The sequence below is a fragment of the Candidatus Accumulibacter meliphilus genome, assembly GCF_036625345.1.
Taxonomy (GTDB): Bacteria; Pseudomonadota; Gammaproteobacteria; order Burkholderiales; family Rhodocyclaceae; genus Accumulibacter; species Accumulibacter meliphilus.
In genome coordinates this window covers 146,487-162,139 of record NZ_JAZKTZ010000006.1, presented here as the reverse complement: position 1 = coordinate 162,139, position 15,653 = coordinate 146,487, and the positions used below count along the sequence as shown (strand labels likewise).

General features: G+C 62.5%; 10 protein-coding genes and 2 pseudogenes. 6 read left to right on the top strand and 6 right to left on the bottom strand.

What is annotated here, in order from left to right:
• Positions 1 to 37: 37 nt before the first annotated feature.
• The 6 genes from V5B40_RS13775 to V5B40_RS13750 all read left to right on the top strand — a co-directional run bounded on the left by V5B40_RS13775 (position 38) and on the right by V5B40_RS13750 (position 8,349).
• Positions 38 to 439, top strand: a complete 402-nt coding sequence (locus tag V5B40_RS13775; RefSeq protein WP_332355035.1) for a bacteriohemerythrin — start codon at positions 38 to 40, stop codon at positions 437 to 439.
• Between the two features lie 274 nt (positions 440 to 713).
• Entirely contained in the window at positions 714 to 2,348 is a 1,635-nt protein-coding gene (pgi, locus tag V5B40_RS13770; protein ID WP_332355034.1) for a glucose-6-phosphate isomerase, read from the top strand.
• Between the two features lie 54 nt (positions 2,349 to 2,402).
• The gene (locus V5B40_RS13765; RefSeq protein WP_332355033.1) at positions 2,403 to 4,046 is read left to right on the top strand and encodes an alpha-D-glucose phosphate-specific phosphoglucomutase; all 1,644 of its coding nucleotides are present in this window, start codon (positions 2,403 to 2,405) and stop codon (positions 4,044 to 4,046) included.
• 61 nt (positions 4,047 to 4,107) lie between these two features.
• On the top strand, positions 4,108 to 5,376 hold the full coding sequence (glgC, locus tag V5B40_RS13760; RefSeq protein WP_332355032.1) for a glucose-1-phosphate adenylyltransferase: 1,269 nt from the start codon (positions 4,108 to 4,110) through the stop codon (positions 5,374 to 5,376).
• A gap of 20 nt (positions 5,377 to 5,396) precedes the next feature.
• Entirely contained in the window at positions 5,397 to 6,839 is a 1,443-nt protein-coding gene (gene glgA, locus V5B40_RS13755) for a glycogen synthase GlgA (protein WP_332355031.1), read from the top strand.
• 265 nt (positions 6,840 to 7,104) lie between these two features.
• Complete coding sequence (locus V5B40_RS13750; protein WP_332355030.1) at positions 7,105 to 8,349, top strand: DUF1015 domain-containing protein; 1,245 nt, start codon at positions 7,105 to 7,107, stop codon at positions 8,347 to 8,349.
• 58 nt (positions 8,350 to 8,407) lie between these two features.
• On the opposite strand, the gene selD is transcribed toward V5B40_RS13750, so the two are convergent.
• The 6 genes and pseudogenes from selD to V5B40_RS13720 form a co-directional block, all read right to left on the bottom strand.
• Positions 8,408 to 9,547 carry a selenide, water dikinase SelD gene (gene selD, locus V5B40_RS13745; RefSeq protein WP_332355029.1) on the bottom strand — a complete coding sequence of 380 codons (1,140 nt, stop codon included), beginning with the start codon at positions 9,545 to 9,547 and terminating at the stop codon, positions 8,408 to 8,410.
• A gap of 67 nt (positions 9,548 to 9,614) precedes the next feature.
• A complete protein-coding gene (locus V5B40_RS13740; RefSeq protein ID WP_332355028.1) occupies positions 9,615 to 9,821 on the bottom strand; it encodes a heavy-metal-associated domain-containing protein in 207 nt (68 codons plus the stop codon).
• A gap of 86 nt (positions 9,822 to 9,907) precedes the next feature.
• Positions 9,908 to 10,945: pseudogene (locus V5B40_RS13735) on the bottom strand (HAD-IC family P-type ATPase); the annotation flags it as partial.
• A 60-nt stretch (positions 10,946 to 11,005) separates the two neighbouring features.
• Complete coding sequence (locus V5B40_RS13730) at positions 11,006 to 13,087, bottom strand: helix-turn-helix domain-containing protein (RefSeq protein WP_332352703.1); 2,082 nt, start codon at positions 13,085 to 13,087, stop codon at positions 11,006 to 11,008.
• 348 nt (positions 13,088 to 13,435) lie between these two features.
• A pseudogene (locus V5B40_RS13725) lies at positions 13,436 to 14,791 on the bottom strand (heavy metal translocating P-type ATPase); the annotation flags it as partial.
• Between the two features lie 71 nt (positions 14,792 to 14,862).
• Entirely contained in the window at positions 14,863 to 15,549 is a 687-nt protein-coding gene (locus V5B40_RS13720; RefSeq protein ID WP_332355027.1) for a sulfite exporter TauE/SafE family protein, read from the bottom strand.
• Between the last annotated feature and the right edge of the window lie 104 nt (positions 15,550 to 15,653).

Genomic DNA, 15,653 nt, shown 5'->3' with positions numbered 1-15,653 from the left:
ATTTTTGTAATCGACCGTCCACTCGCGGAGCCTGAGCATGGAGTACCCCCTTACTGGCTTGTTACCGACGGCACTTCTGATCGATCTGCCCGAAATCGATGTCCAGCACGAGGAGATTTTTCGCCGTATCGAGACGCTCAAGAACTCATCCTTTGGCAGCGGACCCGTATCCCTCGACGAGTTTCACAGCCTGCTCGACTATCTGGAGTGGCATTTCGCCAGCGAAGAGCGCATTGCGCGCCAACTCGGCGTCGACTTTGCCGATCATGCCAGCGCCCATGACGAGAGCCTGCGTATGCTACGCAAGGCACTCGCCGCCGTGCATGACGGTTTGCAGGATGTTCACTCCTTCCTGCGCTATGCCGAATACTGGTTCGAGCGTCACATCACCGACGAAGACAAGCCTTTCGCCGCCAGACTACGGGAGCGTAGTGCCTGAGGCCTTGAGCTGCTCGCGGTCTGTCGTCGCCCGTCTGCGGAATGACGCTCCCCTACCATTGAATATGCCTTGCGAGACTTCCCGGAAACGCTTCTGTGGAGTGCCCTTGGAAGTCGCTTTCGAGGCGCTCGCCGCGCATTCTTTTTTGCGTTCTTTCGAGCATTCTGGCAAGCTGATAAGCGGAACAGCATATGTTGTCATATTTCATTGCAGGCCCTTTTTAATCGGCCATTTGTAGATGGCCTGACCACTTCTTGATGAGCCCGTACCGACCATGAACATTACCTCTTCAGCTGCCTGGAAGGCCCTTGAAGCGCACCGGCAATCGCTCTCGCCCGTGCCTCTCCGACAACTCTTCGCCAGCAACCCGGATCGCGTCGCTGCACTCTCGCTAAGCTTTGATGACATCCTTTATGATTTCTCGAAGCAGCGCATGGATTCGGCGACGCTACCCCTGCTGGTCGAGCTGACCAAAGAAGTCGGCCTTGCCGAGGCGACGGCACGAATGTTCAGCGGCGAGAAGATCAATGTCAGCGAAGATCGCTCGGTGCTGCACGTCGCCTTGCGGCGATCGGACGCACCGTTTCCCAGTGCCGACTTCGACGTCATGGCCGAGGTCTTGCCGACCCGCCAGCGCATGGCCGCCTTCGCCGAGCGTATTCGCGCTGGCCAGGCGCTTGGTTATACCGGCATGCCGATTCGTACGGTCGTCAATATCGGCATCGGGGGCTCTGACCTCGGACCGAAAATGCTCGCTTATGCGCTGCGTTCAATTTCGCATCCGGCGCTTGCGGTGCATTATGTCTCCAACCTCGATAGCGCCCAGCTGGCGCCGCTCCTGCAAACGCTTGACCCGCGCACGACGCTTTTCCTGCTTGCCAGCAAGACCTTCACCACGCAGGAGACGATGCTCAATGCGCAAACCGCGCGCAACTGGCTGGTCGCCAACCTCGGTGATGCGGCCGCCGTTGCCCTGCATTTTGCGGCCCTGACGGCCAAACCCGAGCGGGCGGTCGACTTCGGGATCGACGAGGACTCGGTCTTTCCTCTCTGGGACTGGGTCGGTGGTCGCTTTTCGCTGTGGTCGGCAGTTGGCCTGGCCTTGATGATCGCCATCGGTCCGCAGGCCTATGCCGAACTGCTGGCCGGCGCCGAGCGCATGGACGAGCATTTCCGCAGCACGCCCTGCGAGCGCAACCTGCCAGTGGTGATGGCACTGATCGGGATCTGGAACACCAACTTCCTGGGCGCGACGACCAACGCCGTGTTGCCCTACAACGAGTCCCTGCGCTACTTCCCATCTTTCCTGCAGCAACTCGAAATGGAGAGCAACGGCAAGTCCGTCGGGATTGATGGCCAGCCGCTGGCGCATGCTTCGAATCCCATCGTCTGGGGTGAACTCGGCAACAACGGCCAGCACGCTTTCTTCCAGCTTCTCCATCAGGGTGGGCGATTGGTGCCCTGCGATTTCATCGCCGCCGTGCGTTCGGATTACCCCTTGCCCGGGCATCAGGAGGCGCTGCTCGCCAACTGTTTCGCACAGAGCGCGGCGCTGGCATTCGGCAAGACCGAGGATGAGGCACGCAGCGAGCTGAGCGGCACCCTGTCGTCTGCGAAGCTCGCGGAACTCCTGCCGCACAAGGTCTTTGCCGGCAATCAGCCGTCGTCCACGCTGCTGATGTCGCGGCTTGACCCGCAAACGCTCGGTGCCCTGGTGGCACTTTACGAACACAAGGTGTTCGTGCAGGGCGCTATCTGGGGGCTCAATTCCTTCGACCAGTGGGGCGTCGAGCTTGGCAAGGCGGTGGCCAACAGCATTCTGCCTGCGCTGAGCGATGAACAGCTGGCGAAAACACTCGATGCATCGACGCAAGGGCTGCTGGCATTCACCCGGCAGCATATTGCCTGAACCGATTTTGCTCCGGTATCCGGCCGGGGCGCTCCATTTGCCAAGAGGCATGACATGACTACGAAGGTGATCAGCGTTCCCAGCACGCCTTTCTCGGGCCAGAAGCCGGGGACATCCGGGCTGCGCAAGAAAGTGACGGTATTTCAGCAAGAGCGGTATCTCGAGAATTTCGTGCAGGCCATTTTCGATACGCTGAGCGGCCAGCAAGGAAAAACGCTGGTCGTCGGTGGCGACGGCCGCTATTTCAACGACGTCGCCATTCAGACCATTCTGCGCATGGCGGCAGCGGCCGGCTTTGGCCGCGTCATGGTCGGTCGTGACGGTATTCTGTCCACTCCGGCAGCCAGCGCCGTGATCCGCAAATGGCAGGCCTTTGGTGGCCTTATCCTGTCCGCAAGTCATAATCCGGGTGGCCCCGATGGTGACTTCGGGATCAAATACAATCTCGGCAATGGTGGACCGGCGAACGAAACTTTTACCGACGCTGTTTATCAGCGCACGCAGGAGATCAGTTCTTATCGCATCATCGAGGCGGCAGATATCGACCTCGGGCGGCTGGGCGAGTTTCAAGTGGGCGACATGGCCGTCAGCATCATCGATCCGGTCGCCGATCATGCCGAACTGCTGGAGTCCCTGTTTGACTTCGATCGCATTGCCGCTCTGCTCGCACGTCCGGATTTCCGCATGCGTTTCGACGCCATGCACGCGGTCAACGGCCCCTACGCGAAGGCCATTCTGGAAGACCGTCTGGGCGCTCCAGCGGGTACGGTGGTCAATGGCACGCCGCTGCCGGATTTTGGCGGCGGCCATCCCGATCCGAACCCCGTCTATGCGGCCGAACTGGTCGCTGCGCTGGCCGACAGCCGCTCGGGTCTGTCGTTCGGCGCGGCCTCGGATGGTGATGGTGATCGCAACATGATCGTCGGTCGCGGTTTCGTCGTCAGTCCGAGTGACAGCCTGGCAGTGATCGCCGCGAACCATGCGCTGGTACCCGGTTACGCGGCTGGCCTGGCGGGCGTTGCGCGCTCGATGCCGACCAGTTGTGCGGTGGACCGCGTTGCCAAAGCCCTGGGTATTCCCTGTTACGAAACACCGACCGGCTGGAAATACTTCGGTTCGCTACTCGATGCCGGCAAGGCCACCATCTGCGGGGAAGAGAGCGCGGGCACCGGTTCCAGTCACGTGCGCGAGAAGGATGGCCTGTGGGCGGTGCTCTATTGGCTCAACATTCTGGCGGTGCGCGATATGCCGGCCGATGTCATCGTGCGTGAGCACTGGCAGCGTTTTGGGCGTAACGTCTACTCGCGCCACGACTACGAGGGCATCGAGACCGCCGCCGCCGATCGCCTGATGGATGGCTTGCGTGCGCGCCTGCCGCAACTGGCGGGCTCGCTGTGCAATGAGCTGCGTATCGAGGCCGCCGATGATTTTGCCTATACCGACCCGGTAGATGGCTCGCGCTCGGAACGTCAGGGCATCCGCATCATGCTCGACGACGGCTCGCGGGTGGTTTTCCGGCTCTCCGGCACGGGTACGGAAGGGGCGACGCTGCGCGTCTATCTCGAACGTTTCGTGGCCGACCCAAGTCTCCACGAGGTGCCCACTCAGGAGGCGCTCGCACCGCTCGTGCAACTTGCCGAGACGGTTGCACAGATTGCCGTGATCACCGGGCGAAAAGGCCCGGACGTGATCAGCTAGAAAGGGTGATGGCTGTTGGCCACCAAATGCAGTGAATGCAGTATGAAAAGGGGTAAAGAAAATGCTTGAAAGGAGAACATTCCAGTTGTCCCGCAAGGCGATTGCCTTGGTCCTCGCTGGCGGGCGTGGCAGCCGCTTGCACGAACTCACCGATCGCCGCGCCAAACCGGCGGTTCACTTCGGCGGCAAGTTCCGGATCATCGATTTCGCCTTGTCGAACTGCGTCAATTCGCAGTTTCGGCGCGTTGGCGTGGTGACCCAGTACAAATCACACAGCCTTTTGCGCCACCTGCAGCGCGGCTGGAGTTTCCTGCACGGCCAAGTCAACGAGTTCGTCGACCTGCTGCCGGCACAGCAACGGATTGACGAGGAGTCCTGGTATCGTGGCACGGCCGACGCCGTTTACCAGAACATCGACATCCTCGAAACCTATAATCCTGCGCCCGAGTACGTCGTCATCCTGGCCGGCGACCACGTCTACAAGATGAACTACGGCGTAATGCTTGTCGATCACGTCGAGAGCGGTGCCGAATGCACCGTCGCCTGCATCGAAGTGCCGCGCAGGGAGGCCAGTGGTTTCGGTATCGTCGACGTCGATGAGAACGGCATGATCACCGACTTCATCGAGAAGCCGGCCGATCCACCGGCGATGCCGGGCAATCCGGAGATGTCCTTGTGCAGCATGGGCGTCTACGTCTTCAATGCCAAGTACCTGTATGCCGAACTGGCCCGTGATATTGCCGACGAGACCTCCAATCACGACTTCGGCAAGGACATCATTCCACGCGCAGTGGCCAACCGCTGCGCGGTCGCGCACTCGTTTTCGCGCAGCTGTGTCATGGCTCCCGATGAACCCTTCAGGGAGCACTACTGGCGTGACGCCGGGACGATTGACGCCTACTGGGACGCCAACATCGATCTCACCGGCACGGTACCGGCGCTGAATCTCTATGACAGCAACTGGCCGGTGTGGACCTATCAAGAGCAGTTGCCACCGGCCAAATTCGTGCACAATCATCTCGACCGGCGCGGCACGGCCATCGAGTCCACGGTTTCCGGCGGCTGTATCGTTTCTGGCGAAATCAACCGTTCGCTGTTGTTTTCCAGTTCTCGCGTCCACTCCTACGCCAGGGTGAACCTGTCGGTCCTGCTTCCCGGTACGGTCATCGGGTCGCGAGCCCGTCTGAGTCGCTGCGTCGTGGACAGTGGCTGTCAGATCCCGCCGGGCATGGTCGTTGGCGAAGACCCGGAAGACGATGCGCGTCGTTTCCGGCATACCGAGAACGGTGTTACGCTGATTACGCAGAAAATGATCGAGCGACTCACCTGACGCGGCAGGCGCAATAGTCCGTGCGCATTCTGCACGTTGCCGCGGAGATCTACCCGCTGGTCAAGACCGGCGGCCTCGCTGACGTCGTGGCCGCCTTGCCGGCCGCATTGGCCGCGCGCGGGCTCGACGTTCGCATCCTCTTGCCGGGGATGCCGGCCATGCTCAAGGGCGTGACGGATCTCGAACCAGTGATCCGCATCGGTCCGGCCTTTGGCGCGGCGGTCATTACCCTGCGGCTTGGCCGCCTGCCAGACAGCGGCTTGCTGGCGTACGTTATCGACGCGCCTTTTCTTTACCGGCGCGACGGGAATCCTTACCTTGGCCCGGACGCTTGCGACTGGCCCGACAACCATCGTCGCTTTGCGCTTCTCGGCTGGGTTGCGGCGCACCTCGCTGCCGGCGAGCTTGATCAATACTGGCAGCCCGAAGTCGTGCACGCGCACGATTGGCACGCTGGACTGGCGCCTGCCTACATCGCGCAGAATCCGGCGCTGTCCACAGCCACCGTGTTCACCATTCACAATCTCTCCTTCCGCGGCCTGTTCCCTCTCGACTACCACCACGACCTGGGTTTGCAGATTTCTGGTGCCAATCAGAGCGGCATCGAGTTTCACGGACAGTTGTCGTTCATGAAGGCTGCGCTGGTGCATGCGAAACGCGTCAACGCCGTCAGCCCGACCTATGCGCGGGAAATCTGCACGCAGGAATTCGGCTGGGGGCTGGACGGCGTGCTGCGTGGTCGGGGCAACGATCTTTCCGGAATCCTCAATGGCGTTGACTATTCCGTCTGGGACGCCAGCAGCAACCCCGCCCTGAGCATGAACTACCGTCCCGAACGCCTGCGCGGCAAGTTGGTCTGCAAGCTCCGACTGCAAAAGGATCTCAATTTCGCGCCCCGTGCCAAGGCGCCACTGTTCGCGATCGTCAGTCGATTGACCTCGCAAAAGGGCATGGATCTGGTCCTCGGTGCCTTGCCGACGCTGTTGGCCGAGGGGGCGCAGCTGGTGGTCATTGGCAGTGGCGAGGCTGATATCGAAGCCGCTTTCAGAGCCGCCGCCACGGCTCATTCCGCCGCTGTGTCGGTCCATCTCGGCTACGACGAGGCCTTGTCGCACCGCATCATGGCCGCCGCCGACATCCTGCTCGTTCCTTCGCGTTTCGAGCCCTGCGGCCTGACGCAGCTCTACGCCCTGCGCTATGGCACCGTGCCACTGGTGCGGCGAGTCGGCGGCCTGGCCGATACGGTGATCGATGCGACGGTGGAAAACCTCAAAGCAGGCACGGCCAACGGTTTCTCGTTTGACGATGCCAGCAGCCGTCAGCTGGCCGCAAGGATAAGCAAGGCCTGCGTGCTCTACCGCGATGCCGCGATCTGGCACCGCCTGCAGCAGCACGGCATGGCGCAGGATTTTTCCTGGGATGACTCGGCAAGGCGCTACGAGGCGCTGTACCGAAGCATCTGACGAGTCAAAGGGTCGAAGAGAGTCAAAGGGTCGAAGAGAGTCGAAGGGTCGAAGGGTCGAAGAGTCCTCCTACGCGCTTCTTCTCTGGCGGGGCTAATCTCGTCTCTCCGTACGCAGCGCTGGCTGTGCCAGGCAGCTCAAGTGCAGCCCCTGTCGGCGAAGCCGAGTGAGCACTATAATCGCGGCTGCCGCGGCAACATCCCCGTCGCAAGGGTGAGAATTTGCGACCGTAATCTCCAGAATCAAACGCCCACAGGAGAGCTCATTGTCTTTTGATCATTGCCTTATTCGGCCGTTTGCCGGTCTCCGTCCGCGTCGCCAGGATGCCGCGGCAGTTGCCGCGCCGCCTTATGATGTCCTCTCCAGCGATGAGGCCCGCGCGGCGGCAAGCGGCAAGCCCTTGTCCTTCCTGCACGTGTCCAAGGCCGAGATCGACCTGCCGCCGGAGATCGATCACTTCGCGCCTGAAGTGTATGCTCAGTCGGCGGAAAATTTTCAGCGTCTGATCGACGACGGCGTGCTCTGCCGCGACCCGCATGCGTGCTATTACGCCTATCGCCTGGTGATGGGCGAACATGTCCAGACCGGCCTGGTGGCCGCTGCTTCGATCGCCGCCTACGACAGCAACCGTATCCGCAAGCATGAGTTCACCCGCCCGGACAAGGAAGACGACCGCGTTCGGCAGATTGAAGCACTGAATGCACAAACCGGTCCCGTGCTGCTGGTCAATGGCGACGACGAGACTCTTGAGCGCCTGCTCCGCGAGGCCGCCGAAAGTGTGCCAGTCGCTGATGTGACGGGCGACAACGGCATCCAGCATACCCTGTGGATGATCGACGACGAGGAGAGTGTTGCGCGTATCAGTGCGCTCGTCGAAGCCATGCCTGCGCTGTATATCGCCGACGGTCATCATCGCTCGGCAGCGGCTTCGCGAGTGGCCGCGGCGCGGCGTGGCCAGGCGGGTGCAGCGGCTAGTGCCGAGTTTTTCCTGGCGGTGATCTTCCCCGCTTCACAGATGCGCATCCTCGACTATAACCGTGTCGCGCGGGACCTCAATGGCCTGAGCGAGGAAGCGTTCCTGGCGGCGGTTGGCGAGCGCTATCACGTTCTGCCGTCGACCGGCCCGGTGAAGCCGGAGCGTAGCGGCGTCTGCGGCATGTATCTTGGCGGTCGCTGGTATCGCCTGGAACTGCTGCCTGGTCTGCTTCCGGCGGCCGATCCGGTACGGCGCGTCGACGTTTCCGTGCTCGCCGAGCAGATTCTTGCTCCGGTGCTGGGAATCACCGACCTGCGCCGCGATACACGCATCGATTTTGTTGGCGGCATGCGCGGCCTGGGCGAACTCGAACGACGGGTGAATAGTGGCGAGATGGCGGTCGCCTTTGCGCTCTATCCGACGCAGATGGCCGACCTGATGGCCGTTGCCGATGCCGGCGAGGTGATGCCGCCCAAGTCGACGTGGTTCGAACCGAAACTCGCCGACGGTCTGGTGTCGCACGTCCTGGATTGAGCGTCGCGACCAGGTGAGCCGAAGCAGGGCGTCGGTAGCTGGCGCCCGTGCGCGGGCTTCAGCCCGTCCCGCTCCCGCTCCCGCTCCCGCTCCCGCTCTTGGCGACGGAAACCCGCGCTTTCCCGGCGCTCAACTCACCGATCACCGTCGCGTGATCGAAGCCTTCCTGCAGGAAAACCGACAGGACTTCGGTGACCACTTCCGGCGCACAGGCGATCAACAAGCCGCCGCTGGTCTGCGGATCGGTCAGCAGGGCCTGTTCAAGCCCAGTCAGGTGCTTCGCCGTCGCTTCGGCCACGTAGTCTCCGTAGCTCGCCCAGTTGCGATCCGAGGCGCCAGTAATGCAGCCTTTTTCGGCATAATCGAGAGCGTGGGCCAATAGCGGCAAGGCCGCGTAATCGATTACCGCCGAGACTCGCGATGCCTTGCAGATTTCCACCAGATGACCGAGCAGGCCGAAGCCTGTGACGTCAGTCATCGCATGTACGCCGGCCAGGCAGGCGAGCGCCCGTCCGGGCGTGTTGAGCTGCGTCGTCGAAGCGATCATTGCTGTGTAGTGGCTGGTCGAAAGCAGTCCCTTCTTGAGCGCCGCGCTGTAAAAGCCAACGCCCAGTCCCTTGCCGAGAATCAGCTTGTCGCCGGGGCGGGCGCCGGAGTTGCGCTTGAGGTTGTCGGGATGCACCAGACCAATGGCGACGAGACCGTAAATCGGTTCGATGGAGTCGATGGTGTGGCCACCGGCAATTGGAATACCCGCCTTGGCACAGATCGACTCGCCCCCTTCGAGAATGCGTTTGATCGTCTCGAGCGGCAGTTTGTTGACCGGCATGCCGACGATGGCCAGCGCCAGCAGCGGCACGCCACCCATGGCATAGACGTCGGAGAGGGCGTTGGTCGCTGCGATGCAGCCGAAATCGAAGGGGTCATCGACGATTGGCATGAAGAAATCGGTGGTCGCCACCAGCGCCTGATCGGCGTTGAGCTGGTAGACGGCTGCGTCATCGCTGGTCTCGATGCCGACCAGCAATTGCTTGGGCACGATGGCGGGAACGGTCTTGGTGAGGATCTGTTCGAGTACATTCGGAGCGATCTTGCATCCGCAGCCGCCGCCGTGTGCAAACTGGGTCAGTTTGAGCGGCTCGGTGTGGACGCTTTCCGGAGCTGCGGGCTCGTTGGTCCGGGATTTTTTTTTGGCCATGATAGTCCGCTGGGGGTTGGGGGCGTCAAAGTGGTGGTGTGGCCGGGGTCTCTACCGGCGAGGCTTTTCAGCTGCTTTCAAAGCCCGCCTCATCGATTGCCGCCGTGAAGTCGGCGATGCTCGCCAACTTCGGGTCGTAGCTGATTCTGGCCTGGCCGGCGTCCAGCGACACCTCGACCCGAGCAACTCCGGGCAAGCTCTCGAGGAGCGTGCTGACGCTTTTTACACAGGACTGGCAGTGCATTCCGACAACGCCAATGTCGATGGTCTCCATTTCGCTTCCTTTTCGTATTGTCAGCGCCCTTGCTTGCCGACGCGCGCCGCAGTCAGTCCCGTTTCCATGGCTGGTGCCGCCGGACATCAGCTGCGGCCCGCATGCCAGCGCTTGAGGAGCAGCGAGTTGGTGACCACCGAGACCGAGCTCATCGCCATCGCCGCCCCGGCAATGACCGGATTGAGCATGCCCAGTGCGGCCAGAGGTATGCCGAGAACATTGTAGATGAAAGCAGAGAAGAGATTCTGCCTGATTTTCCGCAGCGTCGCACGCGAAAGAAGGATGGCGTCGGCAATTCCATTCAGGTCCCCACGCACCAGCGTCACGTCGGCGGCCTCGATGGCGGCGTCCGATCCGGCGCCAATCGCGAAGCTGACATCAGCCGCCGCCAGCGCCGGGGCGTCGTTGATTCCGTCGCCGACCATGGCGACGACAGTGCCACCAGACTTCAGCGTGTTGACTGCCGCCGCTTTGTCGCCGGGGAGTATGCCGGCCTGGAATTCTTCGATTCCCGCTTCGTCGGCGATCGCTGCTGCTGTCGCCGCGTGGTCGCCGGTCAGCATCACCACCCGGATACCCATGCCTTTGAGCCGGGTCACGGCGGCGCGAGAGGTGGTGCGCAAGGGGTCGGCGATTGCCAGCAGCGCCAGGGCCCACTCGCTGTCTGTGCGACTGCTTTCGGCGTTACTGCCGCCCGGGCATCGTTCGGCCAGCACCACCACGGTCTTGCCCGTGCGCTGCAGGCTGGCGATCTGTTCGCGCGGCAAACTCATGCCGACAAACGCGCTCGGTGCAGCGAGGCGTAGCAGGCGCTCGCCAACGCGACCCTCCACCCCGCGGCCGGGAAGGGCGCGGAACTGGGTCAGTGCCGGTAGCGTCAGCTGGCTGGCTTGCGCATGCTGCAGGATGGCCTTGGCCAGGGGATGTTCGGAACCTTGTTCGAGAGCGACTGCCAGGGCCAGGGCTTCGTCCGCCGACACGGCGAGCGGCAGCAGATCGGTGAGCACCGGCTCGCCGCGCGTCAACGTGCCCGTCTTGTCGACGGCCAGCACGCCGATTTTCTCTGCACGTTCCAGCGCTTCGGCATTTTTGATCAGGATCCCCGCCGTGGCACCCTGTCCAGACCTCCCGGAATCCCCGGCGAACGTGGTCTAATTTTGGACAGTAGGTCGGCGAAGGCCGTCTCATAGCGGAGACTGGCCGACCTCGATGCGCAGCCATTTTCCGCCGGGGATCCTGGCGCCGAGACCAGTGAGCTTACGGCACAGCTGTTCTTGGGCATAACGGCGTGCGGGTTGCTGTAGCGGCTCCAGGCGAACGACCACCCAGTGTTCGTCACTGCGTACCCAGCCATGGCAGTTGAAAATCGCATAGAGCAGGTCCACCCGATCGCTATCCTTGGCATAGCTGTCGTCAAGCCAATCGAGAAGCTGGCGGCGCACGTTCCATACGGAACTCGTGACGAAGTCGAAGAGATTCTTGCCCTCGTTATCGATGGCGTTGAAGGAGCGGTAATCGGACAGCCCCGTGACATTGACGCGCTCGGGCAAGCGAGCCTTGTCAGCCTGGAGTTGTTTGAGTTGCGTTTCGCTCACGGCGATGGCCGCAGCAAGCCGCCGATGCCGACTGTTGTGGCGCTCACTTCCGTCCCGATTGAAGCTGGGTTGAGTCTTGGCCTGTTGCTTGTAAAGCTTGGCGAGATGGCCCTGGGTGCTCGCAATCTGCTGCGCAAGCCCTTTGATCTGGGGATTGGCGATGTCCTGTTTGTCGCTCTCGGCCAAGCCGAAACCCGGATGGTAATGATAGGGATGACGCCCCTTGATGTGTTTGAAAGTGTTCTCCGAGGCGCCCCAGCGACTGAGCATCGCGGTCAGCACCTCTTGCGGCGACCACTGAAGGTCAGCGTCCCAGCAGAGCACGCTGATGCGGTGATTGGTACGCAAATTCCACAACACCACCCGACGCAGGTCGAACGTATGCGCCAGCTCGGCCATGCCGGTGTCGGGATCGGGATCGGGATCGGGATCGGTTTTAGGTGGGTAGAGGCACGCCTTGGTCTCTTCGAGCAGGCGATAATCCGTGCCGTTCATCGACACGCTGTGCGTGAAGTCTGCGGCCGGCAAGGCCCTGAGCCGCGCAGGATTGGCGTTCTTCTCCCAAGTGATGAAGGGGGTGCGGCGGCGCACGAGTTCGCTGAAAAAGCCCAGCCCATCGCCCTCACGGTCGAAGACCTGTACCGGCGGGGTTCCCAGGGACTGTTGTCGCGCATACTCGCCAAGCCTCAGAATCTGGGCGCGCAGGTCTCCCTTGCCCTCCTGAATGTCGAAATAGACGATGCGCCCCTGTTCGTCACAAGTGACCAGATTGGTCTGTCCGGGCATCGGCATCCGCCGCTGTGTATTCCAGGCCGCATGCACCTTGTCCTGTCCGGTATAAGGCAAGAGATGACCGTCCGTAAACCACAGCCGGGTGGCGACCAGGCCGCAGCGGATCTGATCGGCAAAAAACGCCTTCAGCAGCGCACCGGCCCGAGACTTGCCGGCGACGTCATGGAACCAGGACCACAGCGTGTCGAGAGCGGGTAGCCGCCCCAAGCCCAGGAGCCGTCCCGCCTCCTCGCGCCGCTCATGTTTGAGCTGCTCGATGGAGCGGATGTTACGCACCGCCATCAGCACGAACACCTGGAAGATGCGCCAACCGTTCCCGAACAGCTGGGAGAGCCGTTGCATCCACTGCCATTGGCTCATCAGGACCAGCAAGACAGGGAAAATGCCGGCATAGCGGCTGGCTTCCCAGTCATGGTGTTCCGCATAGGGAAGCTCGATCACTGCGGCGGGAACCTGTTCCGGTGAGGCCTGCTCCGCGACTGTCTGGCGGCTCGGCTGATCGACACGCACGACCTCTTCGAGGGGCGCTTCCTCCAGCGCACACCGCGCCGCGGCTTCGCCATCCCACGCGAGTTCCTCTTGGGTCACTTCCGCGGTCAGCCGCTTCTCGGCACGCCGCAAAGCTTCGAGTTCGCGGGCCTTGGAGCCGGGGCGGCGTTTGTCAACATGCAGCCGACCTTGCCGTTCTTCGCTCACGCTGCGGCTCGGACTATAGCCATGCAGCAGGCCGGTCACCCCAAATAGCCGATAGCACTCGCGATAGTTGTGGAGCGTCTGGCGACTGAGATTGAGCACCTCGGCCAAGCGCGTCTGGTTCAGCTTCCTCTGTAATAACTCAACCACCAGGAGGCGCCGCTCGGCCTTGTCGGCAAGATTCACCCGTTTGCTCAGACTGCCATGATGATAAAGGTCACCCTGGCTGCGAGGGCCACGCGGAAGGTGCAGACAATAGCCTCTGCCCAAGTCGAAACGGCCTTCCTGCTTAACCGCTGGTTCCAATAACTCGCTCTGCGTCACCCCTCACCCCCAGGTCCCCGCTGCCTGACGCGATTCTAGCATGAGATTTATGCTTATTGCACTTCTTATTGCGTATTTACAATAGGCTATAGGCCGTGTTGTCCAATAAACGCTTTCCGTTCCCGGCCTGGCGAACGTCCAAAAAACGACGATAACGCCTTTGAATCATGCGGTTAGCGGGGCGTCTGAGTCGAAGTTCCGGGAGGTCTGCTGTCCGGTGGCGACCATGATCGCCGTCGGCGTTGCCAGCCCGAGGGCGCAAGGACAGGCAATCACCAGCACCGCCACGGCATTGACCAGGGCGACGCTGAAGTCGCCGCCAAACTCCCACCAGCCAAGCAGGGTGCACAGGGCAATGGCACAGACGATGGGTACGAAAATTGCCGAGATGCGGTCGGCGAGGCGCTGCACGGGCGCTTTTGAGCCCTGTGCTTCGGCGACCAGGCGGATGATTCCGGCGAGCAGGGTGTGCTCACCGACGCCGCTGGCTCGACAGCGCAGCATGCCCTCGCCGTTGGCCGTGGCCGCGAAGACTCGAGCTCCCGGCTGCTTGGCCACCGGCATGCTCTCGCCGGTGAGCATCGCTTCATTGACCGTCGACGCACCGTCGATCACCTGGCCATCGACCGGCAGGTTTTCGCCCGCGCGGACGACAAAAATATCGCCGGGGATGAGCAGCGCGGCGTCGAGTTCGATCAGCTTGCCGTCGCGCTCGACGCGCGCTGTTTTTGGCTGCAGGCGCACGAGGGCTTCGATCGCGTCGGTGGTTCTGGCCTTGGCCCGTGCTTCGAGCAATTTGCCCAGCAGGACCAGGGTGATCACGGCCGCCGAGGCCTCGAAATAGACATGCAGATGGACAGCGCCGGAGACGGTGACGAAAAGGCTGAAGCCATAAGCCATGCTGGTTCCCAGGGCGACCAGCAGGTCCATGTTCGCCCCGCCACCACGCAAGGCCTTCCACGCACCTGCATAGAAACGCCAGCCGAGCCAGAACTGCACCGGCGTCGCCAGTGCGAGTTGCAGCCAGCGCGGCAGCAGGTCCGGGTGAGTTTGCCCGCCGCCATCGAACATGGCCAGCATCTGCGCGGCCAAAGGCAGGCTTAGCGCGGCAGCAATCCAGAAGGCGCGCAGCTCAGCTTTTTCGGCGGCCATTTTTCTGGTCTTCTCCTCGCTGCTCGAGCGATTGTCGGCGAGGCGCCCGACAAAGCCGGCACGCTCGACGGCGGCGAGCAACTGCGCCGGGTCGACGACGCCCGGCGTATGGCGGAGCGTCGCCCGCTCGGTCGCCAGGTTGACCACCGCCTCGACTCCCGGCAGCCGGTTGAGAAGCTTTTCAAGGCGTGTCGAGCAGGCGGCGCAAGTCATTCCTTCGATGGCCAGTTCTGTGGTCTGTTGCGGGACGCTGAAACCGGCTTTCGCGATCGCCGCGACGACTTCTTGCGGCGAGCTGGCGCCCGGCGAAAGATCGACCTGGGCGCGTTCGCTGGCCAGGTTGACGCTAGCCATGACGCCGGGCAAGCGGTTGAGGACTTTCTCGATGCGCGTCGCGCAGGCCGCGCAAGTCATGCCGGCGATCGGCAGGTCGAGGCGTGGCGAGTTTTTTTTCTGTTCGCTCATCGTTTGAGAAATCGCCTTAATCAAGAGGTGTAGGCTGACGTCCCGATAAGCATGCGCGCCAGCCCGATCAGGCCCCAGACGCCAAAGCCGAGAATCAGCAAGCCGGATGCCAGGCGTAGCCTTGAATTGCGTGCATAGGCCTGCAAGCGTGACGCGAGCAGGCCGGCGAGCAGCAGGTTCGGCAGGGTGCCGGCGCCGAAGGCGAGCATCAGTCCGGCGCCGTGCACGGCGGAACCACTGGTCAAGGCCGTGGCCAGCGCACTGTAGACCAGTCCACAGGGCAACCAGCCCCAGAGCAGGCCGAGTGGAAAAGCCTGCGCCATGCTGCGTGCGGGGAGGAAATGCCGGGTCAGCGGTTGCAGATGCCGCCAAAGCTTCTGGCCGCAGCGCTCGGTAAACGCCAGCGCCCGAGTCAGGCCCATGAGATACAGGCCGAGGGCGATAAGCATCAGGTTGGCGAGCAGGAAGAGGGCGCTGCGCAGGGGCAGCTGTCCGGACAAGGCCAGGCTTGCTTCGCCGAGCGCACCGGCGATGGCGCCGGCTGCCGCGTAGCTGAGGATTCGTCCGGCGTTGTAAGCGAGAAGCAGCGAGGCGCGCGCCGGGCCGCCCATCGACAGCGCGCCGACGATTCCGCCGCACATGACGACGCAGTGCGTCCCCCCGAGCAGACCGATCAACAGCAAGGCGAGATAAGTCGATTCTGGCATGACCATGAGCGTCGTGTCTGCGCCTGACGAATCTTCCTTCTCGCCTGCGCGGGAGAAGGGTCGGGGAAGAGGGCATGGGTCATGCTCTTCATGTCGGGGAGACC